The organism is Campylobacter sp. RM16192 (assembly GCF_004803855.2).
Lineage (GTDB): Bacteria > Campylobacterota > Campylobacteria > Campylobacterales > Campylobacteraceae > Campylobacter_A.
Window position 1 is genome coordinate 1,519,936 of sequence record NZ_CP012552.1, and the last position, 15,221, is coordinate 1,535,156.

15 protein-coding genes are annotated in these 15,221 nt (G+C 35.0%); 4 read left to right on the forward strand and 11 right to left on the reverse strand.

Annotated elements, in window-relative coordinates:
• Window positions 1–15 precede the first annotated feature (15 nt).
• The 9 genes from fliY to aroQ are packed head-to-tail and all read right to left on the reverse strand — an operon-like array spanning window position 16 to window position 7,235.
• Complete coding sequence (fliY, locus tag CDOMC_RS08060) at window positions 16–861, reverse strand: flagellar motor switch protein FliY (protein WP_172129684.1); 846 nt, start codon at window positions 859–861, stop codon at window positions 16–18.
• The gene (fliM, locus tag CDOMC_RS08065) at window positions 851–1,963 is read right to left on the reverse strand and encodes a flagellar motor switch protein FliM (RefSeq protein WP_172129212.1); all 1,113 of its coding nucleotides are present in this window, start codon (window positions 1,961–1,963) and stop codon (window positions 851–853) included. Before fliM ends, fliY begins: the two co-directional genes overlap by 11 nt.
• Window positions 1,963–2,670 carry an RNA polymerase sigma factor FliA gene (locus CDOMC_RS08070; protein ID WP_172129213.1) on the reverse strand — a complete coding sequence of 236 codons (708 nt, stop codon included), beginning with the start codon at window positions 2,668–2,670 and terminating at the stop codon, window positions 1,963–1,965. Before CDOMC_RS08070 ends, fliM begins: the two co-directional genes overlap by 1 nt.
• Window positions 2,642–2,998, reverse strand: a complete 357-nt coding sequence (locus tag CDOMC_RS08075) for a hypothetical protein (RefSeq protein WP_172129215.1) — start codon at window positions 2,996–2,998, stop codon at window positions 2,642–2,644. The genes CDOMC_RS08070 and CDOMC_RS08075 overlap by 29 nt, the downstream gene beginning before the upstream one ends.
• Window positions 2,999–3,012: 14 nt before the next feature.
• Entirely contained in the window at window positions 3,013–3,879 is an 867-nt protein-coding gene (locus tag CDOMC_RS08080) for a P-loop NTPase (protein WP_172129217.1), read from the reverse strand.
• Window positions 3,872–5,227, reverse strand: a complete 1,356-nt coding sequence (gene flhF, locus CDOMC_RS08085; protein ID WP_172129219.1) for a flagellar biosynthesis protein FlhF — start codon at window positions 5,225–5,227, stop codon at window positions 3,872–3,874. The genes CDOMC_RS08080 and flhF overlap by 8 nt, the downstream gene beginning before the upstream one ends.
• The gene (folK, locus tag CDOMC_RS08090) at window positions 5,217–5,720 is read right to left on the reverse strand and encodes a 2-amino-4-hydroxy-6-hydroxymethyldihydropteridine diphosphokinase (RefSeq protein ID WP_172129221.1); all 504 of its coding nucleotides are present in this window, start codon (window positions 5,718–5,720) and stop codon (window positions 5,217–5,219) included. The genes flhF and folK overlap by 11 nt, the downstream gene beginning before the upstream one ends.
• Window positions 5,717–6,742 (reverse strand): M24 family metallopeptidase, encoded by a 1,026-nt coding sequence (locus tag CDOMC_RS08095; RefSeq protein WP_172129223.1) that lies wholly within the window; start codon window positions 6,740–6,742, stop codon window positions 5,717–5,719. The genes folK and CDOMC_RS08095 overlap by 4 nt, the downstream gene beginning before the upstream one ends.
• A 10-nt stretch (window positions 6,743–6,752) precedes the next feature.
• Window positions 6,753–7,235, reverse strand: coding sequence for a type II 3-dehydroquinate dehydratase (gene aroQ, locus CDOMC_RS08100; RefSeq protein ID WP_172129225.1), 483 nt, complete (start codon window positions 7,233–7,235; stop codon window positions 6,753–6,755).
• 179 nt (window positions 7,236–7,414) lie between these two features.
• Here aroQ and mqnF point away from each other — a divergent pair, with 179 nt between their 5' ends.
• Both mqnF and sppA read left to right on the forward strand, forming a co-directional pair.
• The gene (gene mqnF, locus CDOMC_RS08105; protein WP_172129226.1) at window positions 7,415–8,638 is read left to right on the forward strand and encodes an aminofutalosine deaminase family hydrolase; all 1,224 of its coding nucleotides are present in this window, start codon (window positions 7,415–7,417) and stop codon (window positions 8,636–8,638) included.
• A gap of 12 nt (window positions 8,639–8,650) precedes the next feature.
• The gene (sppA, locus tag CDOMC_RS08110; protein WP_172129228.1) at window positions 8,651–9,520 is read left to right on the forward strand and encodes a signal peptide peptidase SppA; all 870 of its coding nucleotides are present in this window, start codon (window positions 8,651–8,653) and stop codon (window positions 9,518–9,520) included.
• 2 nt (window positions 9,521–9,522) lie between these two features.
• On the opposite strand, the gene ribD is transcribed toward sppA, so the two are convergent.
• Entirely contained in the window at window positions 9,523–10,524 is a 1,002-nt protein-coding gene (ribD, locus tag CDOMC_RS08115; RefSeq protein ID WP_442861608.1) for a bifunctional diaminohydroxyphosphoribosylaminopyrimidine deaminase/5-amino-6-(5-phosphoribosylamino)uracil reductase RibD, read from the reverse strand.
• A 77-nt stretch (window positions 10,525–10,601) separates the two neighbouring features.
• The gene (gene bamA, locus CDOMC_RS08120) at window positions 10,602–12,824 is read right to left on the reverse strand and encodes an outer membrane protein assembly factor BamA (protein ID WP_172129230.1); all 2,223 of its coding nucleotides are present in this window, start codon (window positions 12,822–12,824) and stop codon (window positions 10,602–10,604) included.
• A gap of 81 nt (window positions 12,825–12,905) precedes the next feature.
• Here bamA and CDOMC_RS08125 point away from each other — a divergent pair, with 81 nt between their 5' ends.
• A complete protein-coding gene (locus CDOMC_RS08125; protein WP_172129231.1) occupies window positions 12,906–13,736 on the forward strand; it encodes a prephenate dehydrogenase in 831 nt (276 codons plus the stop codon).
• Between the two features lie 65 nt (window positions 13,737–13,801).
• A complete protein-coding gene (locus CDOMC_RS08130; RefSeq protein ID WP_172129232.1) occupies window positions 13,802–15,172 on the forward strand; it encodes a M23 family metallopeptidase in 1,371 nt (456 codons plus the stop codon).
• Window positions 15,173–15,221 lie beyond the last annotated feature (49 nt).

Consider the following 15,221-nt stretch of genomic DNA (forward strand, 5'->3'; position numbering starts at 1 on the left):
GCAAGTATATCAAATTTATCGAAGCTGCTCTAAACGCTCTTTCTTGCTTCCAATTTCAGTTATCTGGATACCAAAATTTCCGTCCACGATTACAACTTCGCCAAGTGCGATGACTTTATCGTTGATCAATATTTCAAGAGGATCGTTTGCAAGCTGATTTAACTCTATAACAGAGCCTATATCCATACTTAAAACATCTTTTAAAAGCATTTTTTTGGAGCCGATTCTAACCCTGATAGGCAACCTAACATCCATAATCAGATTGATATTTTGAAGTTCGGTTGGACTTAACTCCATCTTATATTGACCGGCTTTTTCGCCTGCATCAGAGCCTTTTTTGTGATCTTTATTAAAAAAATTAAAAAATGAAAAATCTATGACTACACCGATTTGCTCGCTAATATCTTCGATATTTACATTATAAATATAAATTTTTTCAAAGCTGCTTATATCAAAATTTGAATCTTCATCTATAAAATTTACCTTTGAAATTTCAAAATTTAGCTTTGGCATAGTTTTTTGAGCGCCAAGAGATGTGGCAAAAGCTCCTAAGATATTTGAAAAAACCTCTTTGGTCGCATCCAGATCATCTTCACTTAAGCTCTCATTTCGAGAAATTTCCTCTTCTCCCATCATCCACTCGCCTAAGGCACTCATAAGCACAGGAGTTGCTACAAGCATGATTTTAGCCGTTATATCACCGCTAACATTTACATTTGCCACCGCAAGAGGCGGCTTCATGCCCTCTTGACTCGGAGCGTCAAATTCTGCCTTGGTGCCAAATTCAGGAGTTTTACCAGTAAGTCCTTCAATGGTAGCCTTGCACTCATTTACAAAAATTTCAAAAAAATCATTCATTATATTCATCGCTCTCTTCCATCATATTTTCATCATACTCGTTTTCTTCTTGTTCATAGCTCATGAGTTTGGCCTTTCGCTCCTCTTCATATTGCTCTAAAATATGCTTGATCTCGTCCTTATCGGTTCTGATAAGCTCTTCTATCTTTATTGATTTTCTAAATCTATGAAGCCCGACTTCGGCTAAAAAGACCTCTTTTTTATCTATAGTAACAATAGCCTTATTATCAGCGGAGCGATCAAGACGCAGTATATCACCCTCTTTTAAATTTAAAAACTCATTTACGCTTATTACAGCCTTACCCAGTATCGCTTCATATAATACCTCAGCACGCCCTATTAGCGTTTTTAGCTCTTTGTTTCTACTCTTTTTAGCGCTTGTTTCTCCAAGCATTATATCTCGGTTTGCAAGACGCGACAAAATCGGCTCAAGATAGATAACAGGGTAGCATATATTTATCATTCCGCTTGAGTTGCCGACTATGATCTCCATGACAACCATTATTACGATTTCGTTTTGAGATACTATTTGAACGACATTAGGGCTACTCTCTTTAGCCTCAACATTTGGATACATATCGGTTATAATACTCCAGCTATCTTTTAGCCTTTGCATCATCATTCTAAGTATAGCATCAAGCAAATTTACCTCTATATCGGTTAGCTCTCTACTTGTCTCAAACCCTTCACCATTACCACCCAAAAGCCTATCTATCATAGGAAAGGCTATGCTTGGATTTATCTCAAGTACGCAGTTGCCATCAAGAGGTTTGATTGAAAATACGTTAAAGCTAGTTGGACTTGGCAAACTCATCAAAAACTCGCCATATGTCATCTGATCTACGCTATGAAGTCTAATCTCTACAATACTTCTCATTACGCTTGAAATTTGAGAAGCCAAATTTCTCGCAAGTTTATCGTGTATGCCTTTGATAGCGCGCAACTGCTCTTTAGAGACACGATTTGGTCTTTTAAAGTCATAGATTATAATCTGTCTTTGATCTTCGTAAGACGAACCGCCTATGCCTATATCGGCACCCTCTGCGTCCTCATCTACGACTTCAAGCAGTGCATCTATCTCTTCTTGACTTAAAATATCCGCCATTATTTACCCTCAAGTCTCTCTCTTAGTTTATTCATCAATCTTTTATGAATTTGTGAAATTCTTCCTTCGCTAATTTGCAAAACCTCGCTTATCTCCTTTAAGCTTAGCTCCTCGTAATAATATAACTGAACGACGAGCTGATCACGCTTATCAAAAGTAGATAAAATTTCTTCTATTTTCTCTATTAAATTCTCTTTTTCTATCCTATCAAGAGTGTTTTCTTCGTTCATTATATCCATTTGATCATCTATTCCAAGAGTAACTATTACTGAGCTTACATTTCTTGCATCGCGAATTTTTTCTATATCTTCGCCAAGAGCATCCGCTAAATACTCATCATCGGGCTCGCACTCATACTTATTAAAATACTGATCCACAAGAGTATCTATTGATTTTATAAGAGTTCTACTAGCTCGGCTTACCACATCAAGCCCTCTTAAAAAATCAAGCATAGAACCATAAACACGCTTTTTAGCATACCCCCAAAAAGAATCATTCTGCTCTTTATCGTATTTTCTGGAGAGTTTTATCATCTCCTCTACACCTATGCTTATAAGGTCGTTTACATCTACGGTAGCAGGCAAACGCTCTTTAAGCCTAAAAGCCATAGCCCTAAGTGCAGGCATATACTGCAAAACTATATCATCTTGCTCTTTTTTTATAGTTGCTGCATAGGCATTAAGCTGCTTTTGCTTTAGATTGTCCATTATTATTACTTAATGTCTGTTTTATAAGCGCATTTTCTACAGCAAGTTTAGCAAGTACGCTCTCTATTCTTTTCTCTCTTAAACTAAGCTCGGAGATGAGATAATCAGCAGTTTCTTCATGCTCTTGCTTATTAAAATGTCCTTTAAAAATATTTTTTACATCGATATAGTTCATGATTACAATATGTATTAAAAGGTAGAAAAAAAACGTTATCAAAAAGGTATATATCATCATTTCTATAGGCTCATCAATCTTTAAAGTTACAAACATAAGCCCTACAAAAAAGCCGCATACAGTAAAAAAAGCTATAAAATTTTCCGCTCGCAAAATAACATCCTATTTTAAAATTGCTCAATCAACCGCTTAAAAAAGCCGCCAAAGCTTCTATTTTCGCTTGTATCAAGCACTTTTCGTTCCAACCTATAAAGCAGTTTTGACGCTATCTCCTTTAGCTCCCCACTACTTGTTGAAAATTCGGCATCATCTGTAAATAAGGTTCTTTGTTTGATACTATTTGATACATTCTTATTTTCACTAAGATATCCTATTAGCTCTAGATTTAGATCATTGGTAATATTGGCTTTTGCAACTTTTCGGATATTTTCAAATATTTTAACAGCCTCTTTTTCGTTTTTTACCATATTAAAAAGCATAAAGATATTATTTTTGACTCTTGAAGTTACCTTTATAACAGCATAGGCATCGGTTATTGCGGCCGGATCTGGCACAGTAACCACAATAACCTCATCAGCAGCCTCTAAAAATAGATGCGTATTGCCTCCTATTCCGGCCCCTGTGTCTATTATTAAAAAGTCAAGATCATTTAAAGCGCTAGCCTCATCCAAAAATCTCTCGTATAAAAATTGATTATTAAATTTTAAAATTTCATCCCCACTCTCTCCGGGAATCAGGATTAAATTTGGCTTGATTTGAACCAAAATATCATTTAAAGAACACTCTCCTTTTAAGACGTGAAGCAAGTTTTTATTAACTCTTACATTTAAAATCACGTCTAAATTTGCAAGTCCGATATCAGCATCAAATAATGCTACTTTGTAGCCGTTATTAGCCAAAACATTTGCTAAATTTGCACTTATAGTACTCTTACCGACTCCACCCTTACCGCTTGTAACAGCGATAAAGTGAGTACTTCTAGGAACCGTGCTTGAAGAGACAAGAGTCTTTAGCTTATTAGCTTGATTATTCATCTTTACTCTCCTTGCTGTATCCGTCCAATATACACTCTACTAAAAATTCACCCTTAGCTTCCATAAGATCATCAGGAACCTCTTGCCCTACACAAAAGTAGCTCACAGGCGTATTTGTCTCGTAAATAAGAGAGAACACATTTCCAAAAATTTTAGTTTCATCAAATTTAGTAATTATCAAAGTATCTATGTCAAGGAAGCTAAAACCATTATAAATTTCCAATAGATCCTCTACTTTTGATCCTGCAGAAAGCACTAAATTTACATCTATTTGAGCGTCAGCACTCTTTAAAAACTTTTCAAGCCTAGCTAATTTTTCTTTATCATACTGAGAATTCCCGGTAGTATCTATCAAGATCACATCACAGTGATTTAGCTGTTTAAGAGCATCTTTAAAATCATCTACTTCAATTACGTCAAGTATCGGCAACTTCATCATCTTGGCATATTGAAACAATTGCTCCACAGCTCCGATTCTATATGTATCAAGAGTGATTATTCCGGTTTTATACCTTATATCCTTACCATAGGCAAAGCGTGCCGCAAGCTTTGCTAGAGTCGTTGTCTTGCCAACTCCGGTAGGTCCTACTAGCATCATAATACGTTGTTTTCTATTTTTTTGCTCGTTTCTGCAAGGAAGCATTTTACGAAGCAAGGAGTAAAAATATCTTTTTACCGCATTTGGATTGGTTTTCATAGAAGTAGGCATATTTTCAATCGTAATCTGCATAATTGAGTTTAAATGCTCATCTTTCATACCACTTTTTTTAGCAGCTTTATATATGCTCGCAAACTCAGGCGGTATAATAAGGTTATTTCTGCTAGAAGCCCTATCCTCCCAGAGCATATCCATCATCAGATTTACCTTATCTCCGATGGCGTTCATCTGCTTTGCCACATCATCTATTTTTTTATTATAAGATGGATTTTGTCCTTCATTTGGGCTGGTTTCCATACTCATCTTTGTTATTTCACTTATCTCTTTTGCAGCCTTTGATATATTTATTAGTATATCGTTATCTTTGTTTGTATTTTTTTTATTTCCAAACAGCTCATCATCAGGCACAAAATCGCTATTTTTAGGCTCTTCTATAATCTCAAATTTTGGAGTTTGGTTTAAATTTTGAAATCGATCGTAGCCCTTTAAACTTACCGGCTTTAAAGGCTGCTTTTGCGGCTCATCCTCTTCAACACTAACTAAAATTTCATATAAAGGTTTTTTATTTATGGTCTTTGGCTGAATCTGCTTAGTAGTTACCAAAATCGCTTTTTCACCACACTGAGCTCTAGCTTTTTTTAGCGCTTCTATACTGCTTTCACCTGTAAATGTATGAAATTTAGTTGCCAAATCTACTCCTTTTAAAACCCATTTTCATCACACCAAGCGGTAAAATTACACTTAGTCTCTCTTCTGCTCCTTTATGTGGAAGAGTAAGCCTAGAGTCATTTCTATTTCGCCCACTAAAATACAATATATCTACATCAAGCGTTCTTGGCGCATTTTTAAAACTTCTTACACGCCTAAATCGCCTCTCTAAATTTAAAGTTACTTTCAACAAGGCTCTCGCACTAAGGCTAGTTTGAATCAAAATCACAGCGTTGTAAAAATCCGCCTGTTCTCTAAAACCAAATGCCTCATTTACCAAAATTTGAGAACTCTCTACTAAATTTATCCGCTTATCATCTTGTAAAAGTCTAAAAAGCCTATCAAAACGTCTCTTAGAGTCCCCTATATTTCCACCTATGCCTAAAAGAACGCTATATTTAAAACCGGATTTAAAATTTAAAACTTTTGGAAAAAAAACGCTTCTAACAAAGCGTCTCATTCCATTTAATCTCATAAAATTTCGGCTCCGTTTTCTCGAACAACCACTACGTCCTCGATTCTAACGCCAAATTCGTTCTCTATGTATATTCCAGGCTCCACGCTAAATACCATCCCGGCTTTTAATAGTGTCTTATCTTTCATCGATATTCTTGGAAGCTCGTGTATATCTACGCCCACACCATGTCCTGTAGAGTGGAAAAACTCTTTTCCAAAGCCATGTTTGGATATAAATTTGCGTGCCACATCATCTATCTCTTTAGTTTTTTTGCCTATTTCAATAGCTTTTATGGCTAAACTTTGAGCCTCTTTTACAATCTCATAAACTTCTTGCTGCTTTTGATTCTTAAATTTTTGCTCTTTAGAGAAGCTGAAATCGGCTGTAAAACAAGCCGTTCTTGTTCTATCAGAGCAATATCTTTTAAATTTTACTCCGGCGTCAAGCAAGAGCAAGTCATCCTCTTTTAGTCTCTTTTTGCTTGGTAGCGCGTGCGCTTTGGCCGCATTTTCATTTATCGCCACAATGGGAGAGAAGCTAAGTTCGAGTGATCCTTTTTGCTTAAATATGAACTCAGCGTTAAAAAACAACTCCTCTTCGCTCATTCCTTCGCCTTTTTCTCTTACAAATTTTGCAAATTCATCAAAGCATTTAGCTCCTAATCTTGCGGCCTCTTTTAAAATTTTAATCTCATCTTCACTCTTTAAAATGCGTGAAATTTGCGAAAAATTAGGCTTTGGTTTAAAATTGATTTTTGAATTTTTATTTAGCTCTTCAAACTCTGCCACACTAAAATCACAAGGATCAAAGGTCAAATTTTTAACTCTTTTATCTCGTAAAAATTCTCTGGCATCTTTTATCAAGCCTCTTTGAACTTGTAATACTTGACAGTTTTTAGCTAGCTCTTTAGCCTCTATCCCGTATCTAGCGTCTGTTAAAAAAAATCTTATGCCGCCAATATCAATAAATAGTGCGTTATCACAGCTATATCCGCACTCATGATAGATGGCATTTTCATTTTTTAGAATAAAATTTCTCATGATTTCTTAATTATTCTTGTGTGTTTTGAGCCTGCCTTACCGCTTTGATTTGCTCGAAAATTTGAAGCATTGCAATCATTGCCAGATGATATCCAACAGGTCCAAAACCAACTATTTGTCCAGCAGTCACCGGAGATATCATGCTCTTTTGACGAAATTCTTCTCTGCGGTGAATATTACTGATATGAACTTCTATTGCAGGCAAGCTAACAGCACTTAATGCGTCTCTTATGGCAATAGAGTTATGTGTGTAGGCTGCAGGATTTATTATAATACCGTCAGCATCGCCATAGCACTCTTGAATTTTATCTACAAGCTCACCTTCTAAATTGCTTTGAAAAAACTCTATATCTACATCGTTTTGCTCTGCAAAAAGTTTCATTTGATTATGAATGTCTTCCATTTTCATAACACCGTAAATAGAAGTCTCTCTAGTGCCTAGCATATTGATATTTGGCCCTTGAATAACCATAACTTTAAATTTTTTATCCATCGTATTTCCTTTTAAATAAATTTTAAATTTAGCTTTAATTATACATTTTTATTTCTAAATTTTTGTTTTTATTCATCTTAGCCTTATGCGATTATTCTAAGGCTTTTTGGGCAAAATAGATAAAATTTGAAGCCTTTAAATAAGAAAAATTTGTTAAAATCACAACAAAAAGGTTCAAAATGACTATTTTAAAGCCAAAATTGATAATATTATGCGATGAAAAATTCACTATTTTACAAAATAAAGCGGTCGCTTTTGACGACAGGATCATAAAAATAGGCGAAGCGAGCGAGCTAAAAAAAGAATTCAAGGATGCCGAATTTATAGAAGAAAAAGAAACAATCCTGGCTCCGGCATTTATAAATCCACATGTTCATTTAGAGTTTAGCGCTAATAAAACTAGCCTTGTTTATGGGGATTTTTTGGAGTGGCTAAGTAGCGTAATAAACTCTCGTTCCACGCTTTCGCAGCAAGCCAATGAAGAAGTTATAAAATCCGCTATAAAAACTATGCAAAAAAGTGGAGTAGGCACTATAGGTACGGTTTCTAGCTTCGGAACAGACCTCAAAGCCTGTGTTAAAAGCTCTGCTAGAGTAATATACTTTAACGAGATTTTAGGCTCCAATGAGGAATTTTTAGATGTAAATTGGCAGAGCTTTAAAAAGCGTTTCGATGAGAGCGTGAAATTTAAAAGCGAATTTTTCACTCCCGCTATATCCGTTCACTCACCATATTCTACGCACCCAAATTTGGCTAAAGCCGCTATAAATCTCGCAAAAGAGCAAAATTTACTAGTATCCACGCACCTAATGGAGTCAAATCACGAAAGGGACTGGCTAGAAAGCGGCGTAGGCGGATTTAAAGAGTGGCTTGGTAAATTTAGTAAATTTCCAAAACCTTTTTATAGCGTCGATAGTTTTATTAAAATGTTTGCTGGTGCTAGAACTCTCTTTACGCACTGCGTTTATATGAGTGATTTTGGCAAATTTGATAACTATATTCACAGTGTTACGCACTGTGCTTTCTCAAATAGATTACTTAGTAAAAAGACTTTGAATTTACAAAATTTATTAGATCAAAATATCTATTTTAATATAGGCACAGACGGGCTTAGCTCAAATATCAGTCTAAATTTTTTAGACGAATTGAGGGCTAATTTATTAATTCATAGTGAATTTGATTTAAAAAATTTAGCTAAAATTTTGCTCCTTGCATCCACTTCATGGTGTGCAAAGTCCCTAAATTTAGATCTTGGAGAGATTAAAGAGGGAAAACTGGCGGATATGGCATTGTATGATGGATTTGGTAACACAGAGCAAGATGAGCTTGCTTTGATGTTTTTGTTACACGCAAAAGAGTGCAAAAAGCTATATATCCAAGGCAAATCTTTAAATTTAGACTAACAAGGAAAGAAATTGAATTTTTTAAAACTACTTTTTTCGCCTATAGTTGCGATATTTAAATTTATAAATGAATACTTTAAAACCATGATTTTTCTCTTAATCTTGTTTTTTATATTCATCTACCCGGATTCAAAATCAATAAACAACCCAAATTTAGTTCAAATAGATATAAGCGGTATGATTTTAGATAGCCAAAAGACGCTAAAAGAGATACATGAAGCAACCAAGCATGATCATATCAAAGGAGTTTTGCTATTCATAGATAGTCCCGGAGGCGCTCTTGCACCAAGCACAGAGATAGCTATGGCAGTAAAAAAATTAAGAGCCAAAAAACCCGTGATAGCTTATGCCGGCGGGGCAATGACTAGTGGAAGCTACTACTCCGGAGTAAATTCAAATAAAATTTTGGCAAATCCGGGCTCGTTCATAGGCTCAATAGGGGTCATAATTCAAGCTCCGAATATAAGCGAACTAGCCAATAAAATCGGAATATCTCAGCAAGTTGTAAAGGCAGGAGAGTTTAAAGAGGTAGGAACATTTGCCAGAAAGTGGAGCAGTATTGAGCGAAATGAGCTTGAAAAACTGGTCAAAAAATCTTACGATATGTTTGTAAAAGATGTTGCCACAGCAAGAAATTTAGATGTCAATAAAAGCCTAGAATGGGCAAACGCTAGAGTATTTTTAGCCTCGGATGCTAAAAGAGTCGGGCTTATAGACGATGTAAGCGATTATTACTCGGCAAGAAAAGAGATAGAAAATCTAAGCGGTGTGGCTATGCCAGTGTGGAAAGAGAAGCACGCCTACGAAAGAGCTCTGGACGGAATTTTAAAAGATGGTGTAAATAGCGTGATAAACTCTGTTTTTATAAACTGGATCAGGTAAGTTTATCTTATTATCTTATACCAGCCATAGTTATCACTGCCAAAATTTGATCCAAATAGCCTTTTTAGACTTAAATTTGCTCTTAAATTTTGTAAATTTTTAAATTCGCTTGATTGATAGATTAACACCCATCTTACTCTTTCATCAAGCGAGTTTAAAAACCTCTCCCCGCCTTCAAACATCACAAGAGGAGCTTTAAAAGCCTTTTCAAGACTATTTGACATCTCAACGCTTCTGCCATTCACATCAAAAAGCGGAATTGTTTTATCAAAATTTTGCACCTTAGAGTATATAAGAATATCCGGATTTTTACCATTTTTTATAAGTCTAGTATCAAGAGTCGGACGGTCTGTTCGCACCGTATTGCCGCCTATTACAAGCAGATCTGATACGCTTCTTAGTCTATGCATATGAGTGCGGCTTTGTTCGTTTGATATCACTCCACCGGTGGCTACTCCGTTTGCACAAAGGGCGATTTTAAAAAAGCTGAAATTTCCATTTTGCCAAGATAAAAAAGGCTCTATAAGCTCATCAGCTCTATCTTTTAAAACATCAAATTTAAGCTTAATATCGCCATCTCTTAAAATTTCAGCCCCACCGCTTGCCTTTTTATTTTCGTCTCGTCTAGCTATTATTACTTCTGCAAAGCCTAAAATTTTAAGCAAATTAGCACAAGGTGGAGTTTTACCATAGTGAGAACATGGCTCAAGCGTTACATAGGCCTTTGAACCTTTTAAAAGTCCGTTATGATTAGCCAAAATAAACTCATAAAGCTCATTTGAGCCATTTGGAAATTTAAAACTGGGATTAATTTTTAAAAGAGCCGATTTTACCGTATTGAGTTCAGCATGAGCCTCTCCGGCTCTTTCATGAGCTTCGCATGCAAGAAGAGCGCCATTTTTATCTAAGATTACACAGCCAACAGCAGGATTTGGATATGTTAAAATCTGAAATTCCCAAGCCTTTTGTAAAGCCAAATTCATATAAAATTCATCATTTATCATCTAAAAACCAAAAATAAATAGATTAGCTATAAAAAGGATATAGGAAAGCCCTATATCCAAAATATCTAAATAAACCTCTAGAAGCGCTGTCCGATTGTAAATTCAAACGAACTAGTTTCATCTCCTGGCTTATCATTAAGCGGTTTAGCAAAAATTAGTTGCAATGGACCTATAGGAGTGATCCATTCTATGCCTGCGCCTGTTGAATATCTGGTATTTTCATTAATGCTACTTTGACCGATCTTTCCGTAGTCAAAAAATAACACGCCGCGCATTTTTACACGATCTATGATAGGGAAGCTTAGCTCAAATGAGTTGTTAAAAGATATAGTTCCTCCTGTTTCGTCTCCATATTTATTTTTAGGAGAGACGGTTCTTGAATCATATCCTCTTAAATTTCTAATGCCACCTAAATATAACTTCTCGTTAATAGGCACATATCCCCTATCCCAAATTTTGGCAAAATTTGCCTTATATCTTAAGATTAAATCATAATCAATCCACTCTCTAAGTCCAAGATACCAGTTAAATCCTGTTCTACTCTTTATAAATTTCTCATCTCCACCCACGCCCGCATATTCAAGGCTAGTTGTGGCTATTATACCTGTTCTTGGTAGATAATAATCATCCGTATTATTATATGTAATAGACGGGATAAGTGCACTTTTTAGACTTTTACCTTCTTTGTATCCTGTTCTAATTAAAGTCTCACTTAGCTTTTTAATATCACTTTGCTCTATAACATACCCAATTGAAGCACTTAAATTTCTAGTTAGTTTTCGTCCCACAACAGCATTAAAACCGTATGATCTCTCATCATAGTTATCCCAATCATAATCATTGGCATATATAGTTCCTCCCAAGCTATACTCAGAGTCAAATATTCTAGGATTTGTAAGTCCAATCTGTCCTGAAAGTTCATTATCACTTCTATCTATGCTAAACACGCCTTTCATGCCACTACCAAATACGTTTGTGTCAGATATACTAGCGTTAAGCAACAGTCCATCAGAGCTTCCATATCCTATACCACCACTTATTGTTCCAGTTGACGCTTCTTTGACATTTACTAAAAGATCAACCTCATTAGTACCGACTCTTTCTTCTTTTATCTCTACATCTTCAAAATATCCGGTCCTTTTAAGTGCGGTTTTACTATCCTCAAGATCTGTTCTGCTGTATAAATTTCCCTCTGTTAAATAAAGCTCTCTTCTAACAACTCTATCTACGGTTCTGTCATTGCCTGAAATTTGAACGTTTCTTATATATGCTTTATCTCCAGGAATAATTTCATAAACTATACTAACGTTTCTATCTTGGCTATTTTTATCTGTTCTTGGCAAAACTTTCACAAAGGCATATCCTCTATCGGCAACCATATCATCAAGCTTTTGCATATCTCTTCTAAGCCTTGCCGAATTCATCCTATCACCGACCTCTAGCTTAAAGTCTTTTAAAATTTTTTCCTTATCAAGCTCCAAAAACTCAGGTGCATCTATATCAACGCTAGATACGGTATATGGCTCACCCTCATTGATATAATAAGTAAGTTCAGCAGTATAATTATCCATATATGCATTTAGATATGGCGTAGAAACCGTAGCGTCAAGATACCCTTTTTGAAAATATTTATCTTGAATTCGTCCCGGATCGTTTGGTAGTTCAAAAAGTTTTACTTTTCCGTCGTTTCTACCCCATAACCAACCCATAAATTCACGCTCTTTATTGGCCACAAGAGGCTCTATATCACCATAATCAAAAACTTTTGCACCTACTAAATTTACTTTTTCTATTATGATATTTTCACCACGATTTACATTCAAGGTTACAAATAAACTACTGTCATTGACGGCTACACTCTCTTTGGTTACATCCACAACGGTATCAAAATAGCCCTTTGACTCATAGTACTGTCTAATTCGCTCTTTTGCTCTACTGATAGCAAGTTCGTCATACATATTTCCTTGCTTAATTCCAATTAATTGATCTATTGCGGTCTTATCATTAGTAACAACACCTTTTATGTCAAGTCTAGAGATACTAGGCTTTTCTTTTACAACAACTAAAATATCACCATCGCTTTCTTCAATATAGACATCATCAAAATAATTTTGTCTAAACAAATTTGAAATTGCAGTATCGCTATTTTCACCAGTTAATTGATCTCCTGCTTTTAGTCCCATAATATCCTTTGCAACCTCAGGAGATAGACGTAAAAGACCTTTGAAATTTATAGATTTTATCTCTACAGCACTACCTAAACATGCCACAGCAAGTAGTAAAAAAACGCTTTTTTTCATTGATTTTAACCTAAAAATGTGTATTAGGCGGTATAATAACACATTTTAATTTTAAACAATATAAATTTACAAAGGCTTTTTATGAAAATAGGCATCATCGGATTAGGGCTAATCGGTGGCTCTTTAGGACTTAGCTTAAAAAATGAAAAATTAATCTCTTGCGTAAGCGGACTTGATTTAAATAAAGAGCATGAACAAAAAGCACTGGAGCTTGGCTTGGTACATGAAATTTTAACCCTTGACGAGATGAAAAAAAAGTGCGATATGATATTTCTAGCTATTCCTGTTGAAGCGATAATAAAAATAGTAAAAGACCTTGAAGACATAGATGAAAATACTACAATAATTGATCTTGGAAGCACAAAAGAGAAGATTATAGAGGCAGTTCCTGAAAAAATAAGACAAAATTTTATCCCAGCTCACCCTATGGCAGGTACGGAATACTCAGGCCCACAAGCAGCTTTTCCTGGTTTATTTAAAGATGCCGTTGTAATAATTTGTGACTTTAAAGAAAGTAGCGAAAAACATGTAAAACGCTGTGTAGAGCTATTTTCTCATATTGGCATGAAAATTGTGTTTATGAGCGCAAAAGAACACGATCATCGCACAAGTGTAATATCTCATCTACCTCACGTCATCAGTTTTTCACTTGCATCAAGCGTATTAAAAAAAGAAAATAAAAAAGACATTATCGCACTTGGTGGAACAAGCTTTAAGGATATGATAAGAATAGCAAAAAGCTCACCAGTAATGTGGAGCGATATTTTTAAACAAAACAAAGACAACTTAATAAATGCAATAGATATGTTCAAAAAAGAGCTAGAGGATTGTGAAAATTTGGTTAAAAACGAAAAATGGGACGAACTTAAAAACTGGATGAGTGAAGCAAGAAAGATACGTGAAATTTTATAAATTTACTCCAAATTTATAGCTTTTTAGTAAAATCTTCCAAAATATATAGGTTTAAGGATTATTTAATGAGAAAAAATAGATCAAATTTTATAGCTTATAGTGTACTTTTTGTTTTAATAGTTGCTGGAATTTTTATGCTGTTTAGCTCAAAATCATTCGAGAGAGAGAAACCACTAATATCCATAGAAGATAAAATTTATTGGAATTTAACATCGCCTCTGCTTGTAAAAATCACCGATGAAAGCGGTATAAAATCCTTAAAAATAAGCATGGTTGATGCGGAACATCAAATAATTTTAACTAACCAAAATTTTGAAGCTCCAATGGAAGTTTTGGACATAAATTTATCCTTTCCAAAGACAGGATTTCAGTCCCAAAAGAAAGGTTATACCATGAGCATTGAAGCCGTAGATGCCAGCAAATGGGGCTTTTTTATGGGAAATAAAGAGACAAAAAATGTTGAAGTCATAGTTGATAGCAAAAGACCCGAAATAAATATCTTAAATCACTCGTACGCAATAAATAAAGGCGGAAGCGCTACAGTAGTATTCAAAGCAACGGACGAGAGATTAAAAGAGCTATACATAGAGACAAATTTTGGTAAAAAATTTACACCTTCTAAATTTTATAAAGATGATTATTACGCCTCTTTAGTAGCTTGGCCTGCGACACAAAGCTCTTTTAGCGCGGATGTAGTTGCTATAGATTATGCAGGAAATATGACAAAAAGCAAGATAAGATTTTTTTATCAAAACAGAAACTATAAAAGCTCAAAAATAAAACTTGATAACCAAAATAGATTTTTGAACGAAAAAATACCTGAATTAGCCGCGCAATACGCTCAAAATCATGAGTCAATGTCCAATCTGGAAAAAATGAAATTCGTAAATGAAAATTTGCGCGGAGCTAACGAGAAGCTAATCTCGGATATCACATCAAAAATATCTGAAGATATTATAAGTGAATTTAGCCTAAAAAAATTCTACCCTCTTAAAAATGCAAAGGCTGTTGCAAGCTTTGGAGATCACAGATATTATACTTTTGACGGACAAAACATTAGCGAGTCTTGGCATATGGGACTAGATCTTGCTTCTACTAAAAATGCTAGCATCGTAACAAGCAATGATGGCAAAGTAGATTTTGCAGGAGAAAATGGAATTTATGGACAAACCATCATTATAAATCATGGCTTTGGAGTCTTTTCATTATATGGGCACTGCAACTCTATGGCAGTAAAAACAGGAGATCAGATAAATGCCGGAGATCATATCGGAGCTACCGGAGTAAGCGGACTTGCAATGGGAGATCACCTACACTTTGGAATGATAGTGCAAGGCATTGAAGTAAGACCTGAAGAATGGATGGATAACAATTGGATGAAAGATAATGTCGTAAATATTTTAAATTCGTCAAAAAAAATGATTGATGGTCAATAAAATTTATTATTTGATACTAAAAAATTGTATAATAGCATCAATTTAAAAA

Coding starts and splice junctions, on each gene's coding strand:
- fliM (WP_172129212.1), bottom strand. CDS start 1,963: ATGGCGGATATTTTAAGTCAAGAAGAGATAGATGCACTGCTTGAAGTC.
- mqnF (WP_172129226.1), top strand. CDS start 7,415: ATGACTATTTTAAAGCCAAAATTGATAATATTATGCGATGAAAAATTC.
- aroQ (WP_172129225.1), bottom strand. CDS start 7,235: ATGGATAAAAAATTTAAAGTTATGGTTATTCAAGGGCCAAATATCAAT.
- ribD (WP_442861608.1), bottom strand. CDS start 10,524: ATGATAAATGATGAATTTTATATGAATTTGGCTTTACAAAAGGCTTGG.
- CDOMC_RS08095 (WP_172129223.1), bottom strand. CDS start 6,742: ATGAGAAATTTTATTCTAAAAAATGAAAATGCCATCTATCATGAGTGC.
- CDOMC_RS08125 (WP_172129231.1), top strand. CDS start 12,906: ATGAAAATAGGCATCATCGGATTAGGGCTAATCGGTGGCTCTTTAGGA.
- CDOMC_RS08080 (WP_172129217.1), bottom strand. CDS start 3,879: ATGAATAATCAAGCTAATAAGCTAAAGACTCTTGTCTCTTCAAGCACG.
- bamA (WP_172129230.1), bottom strand. CDS start 12,824: ATGAAAAAAAGCGTTTTTTTACTACTTGCTGTGGCATGTTTAGGTAGT.
- CDOMC_RS08070 (WP_172129213.1), bottom strand. CDS start 2,670: ATGGACAATCTAAAGCAAAAGCAGCTTAATGCCTATGCAGCAACTATA.
- CDOMC_RS08130 (WP_172129232.1), top strand. CDS start 13,802: ATGAGAAAAAATAGATCAAATTTTATAGCTTATAGTGTACTTTTTGTT.
- folK (WP_172129221.1), bottom strand. CDS start 5,720: ATGAGATTAAATGGAATGAGACGCTTTGTTAGAAGCGTTTTTTTTCCA.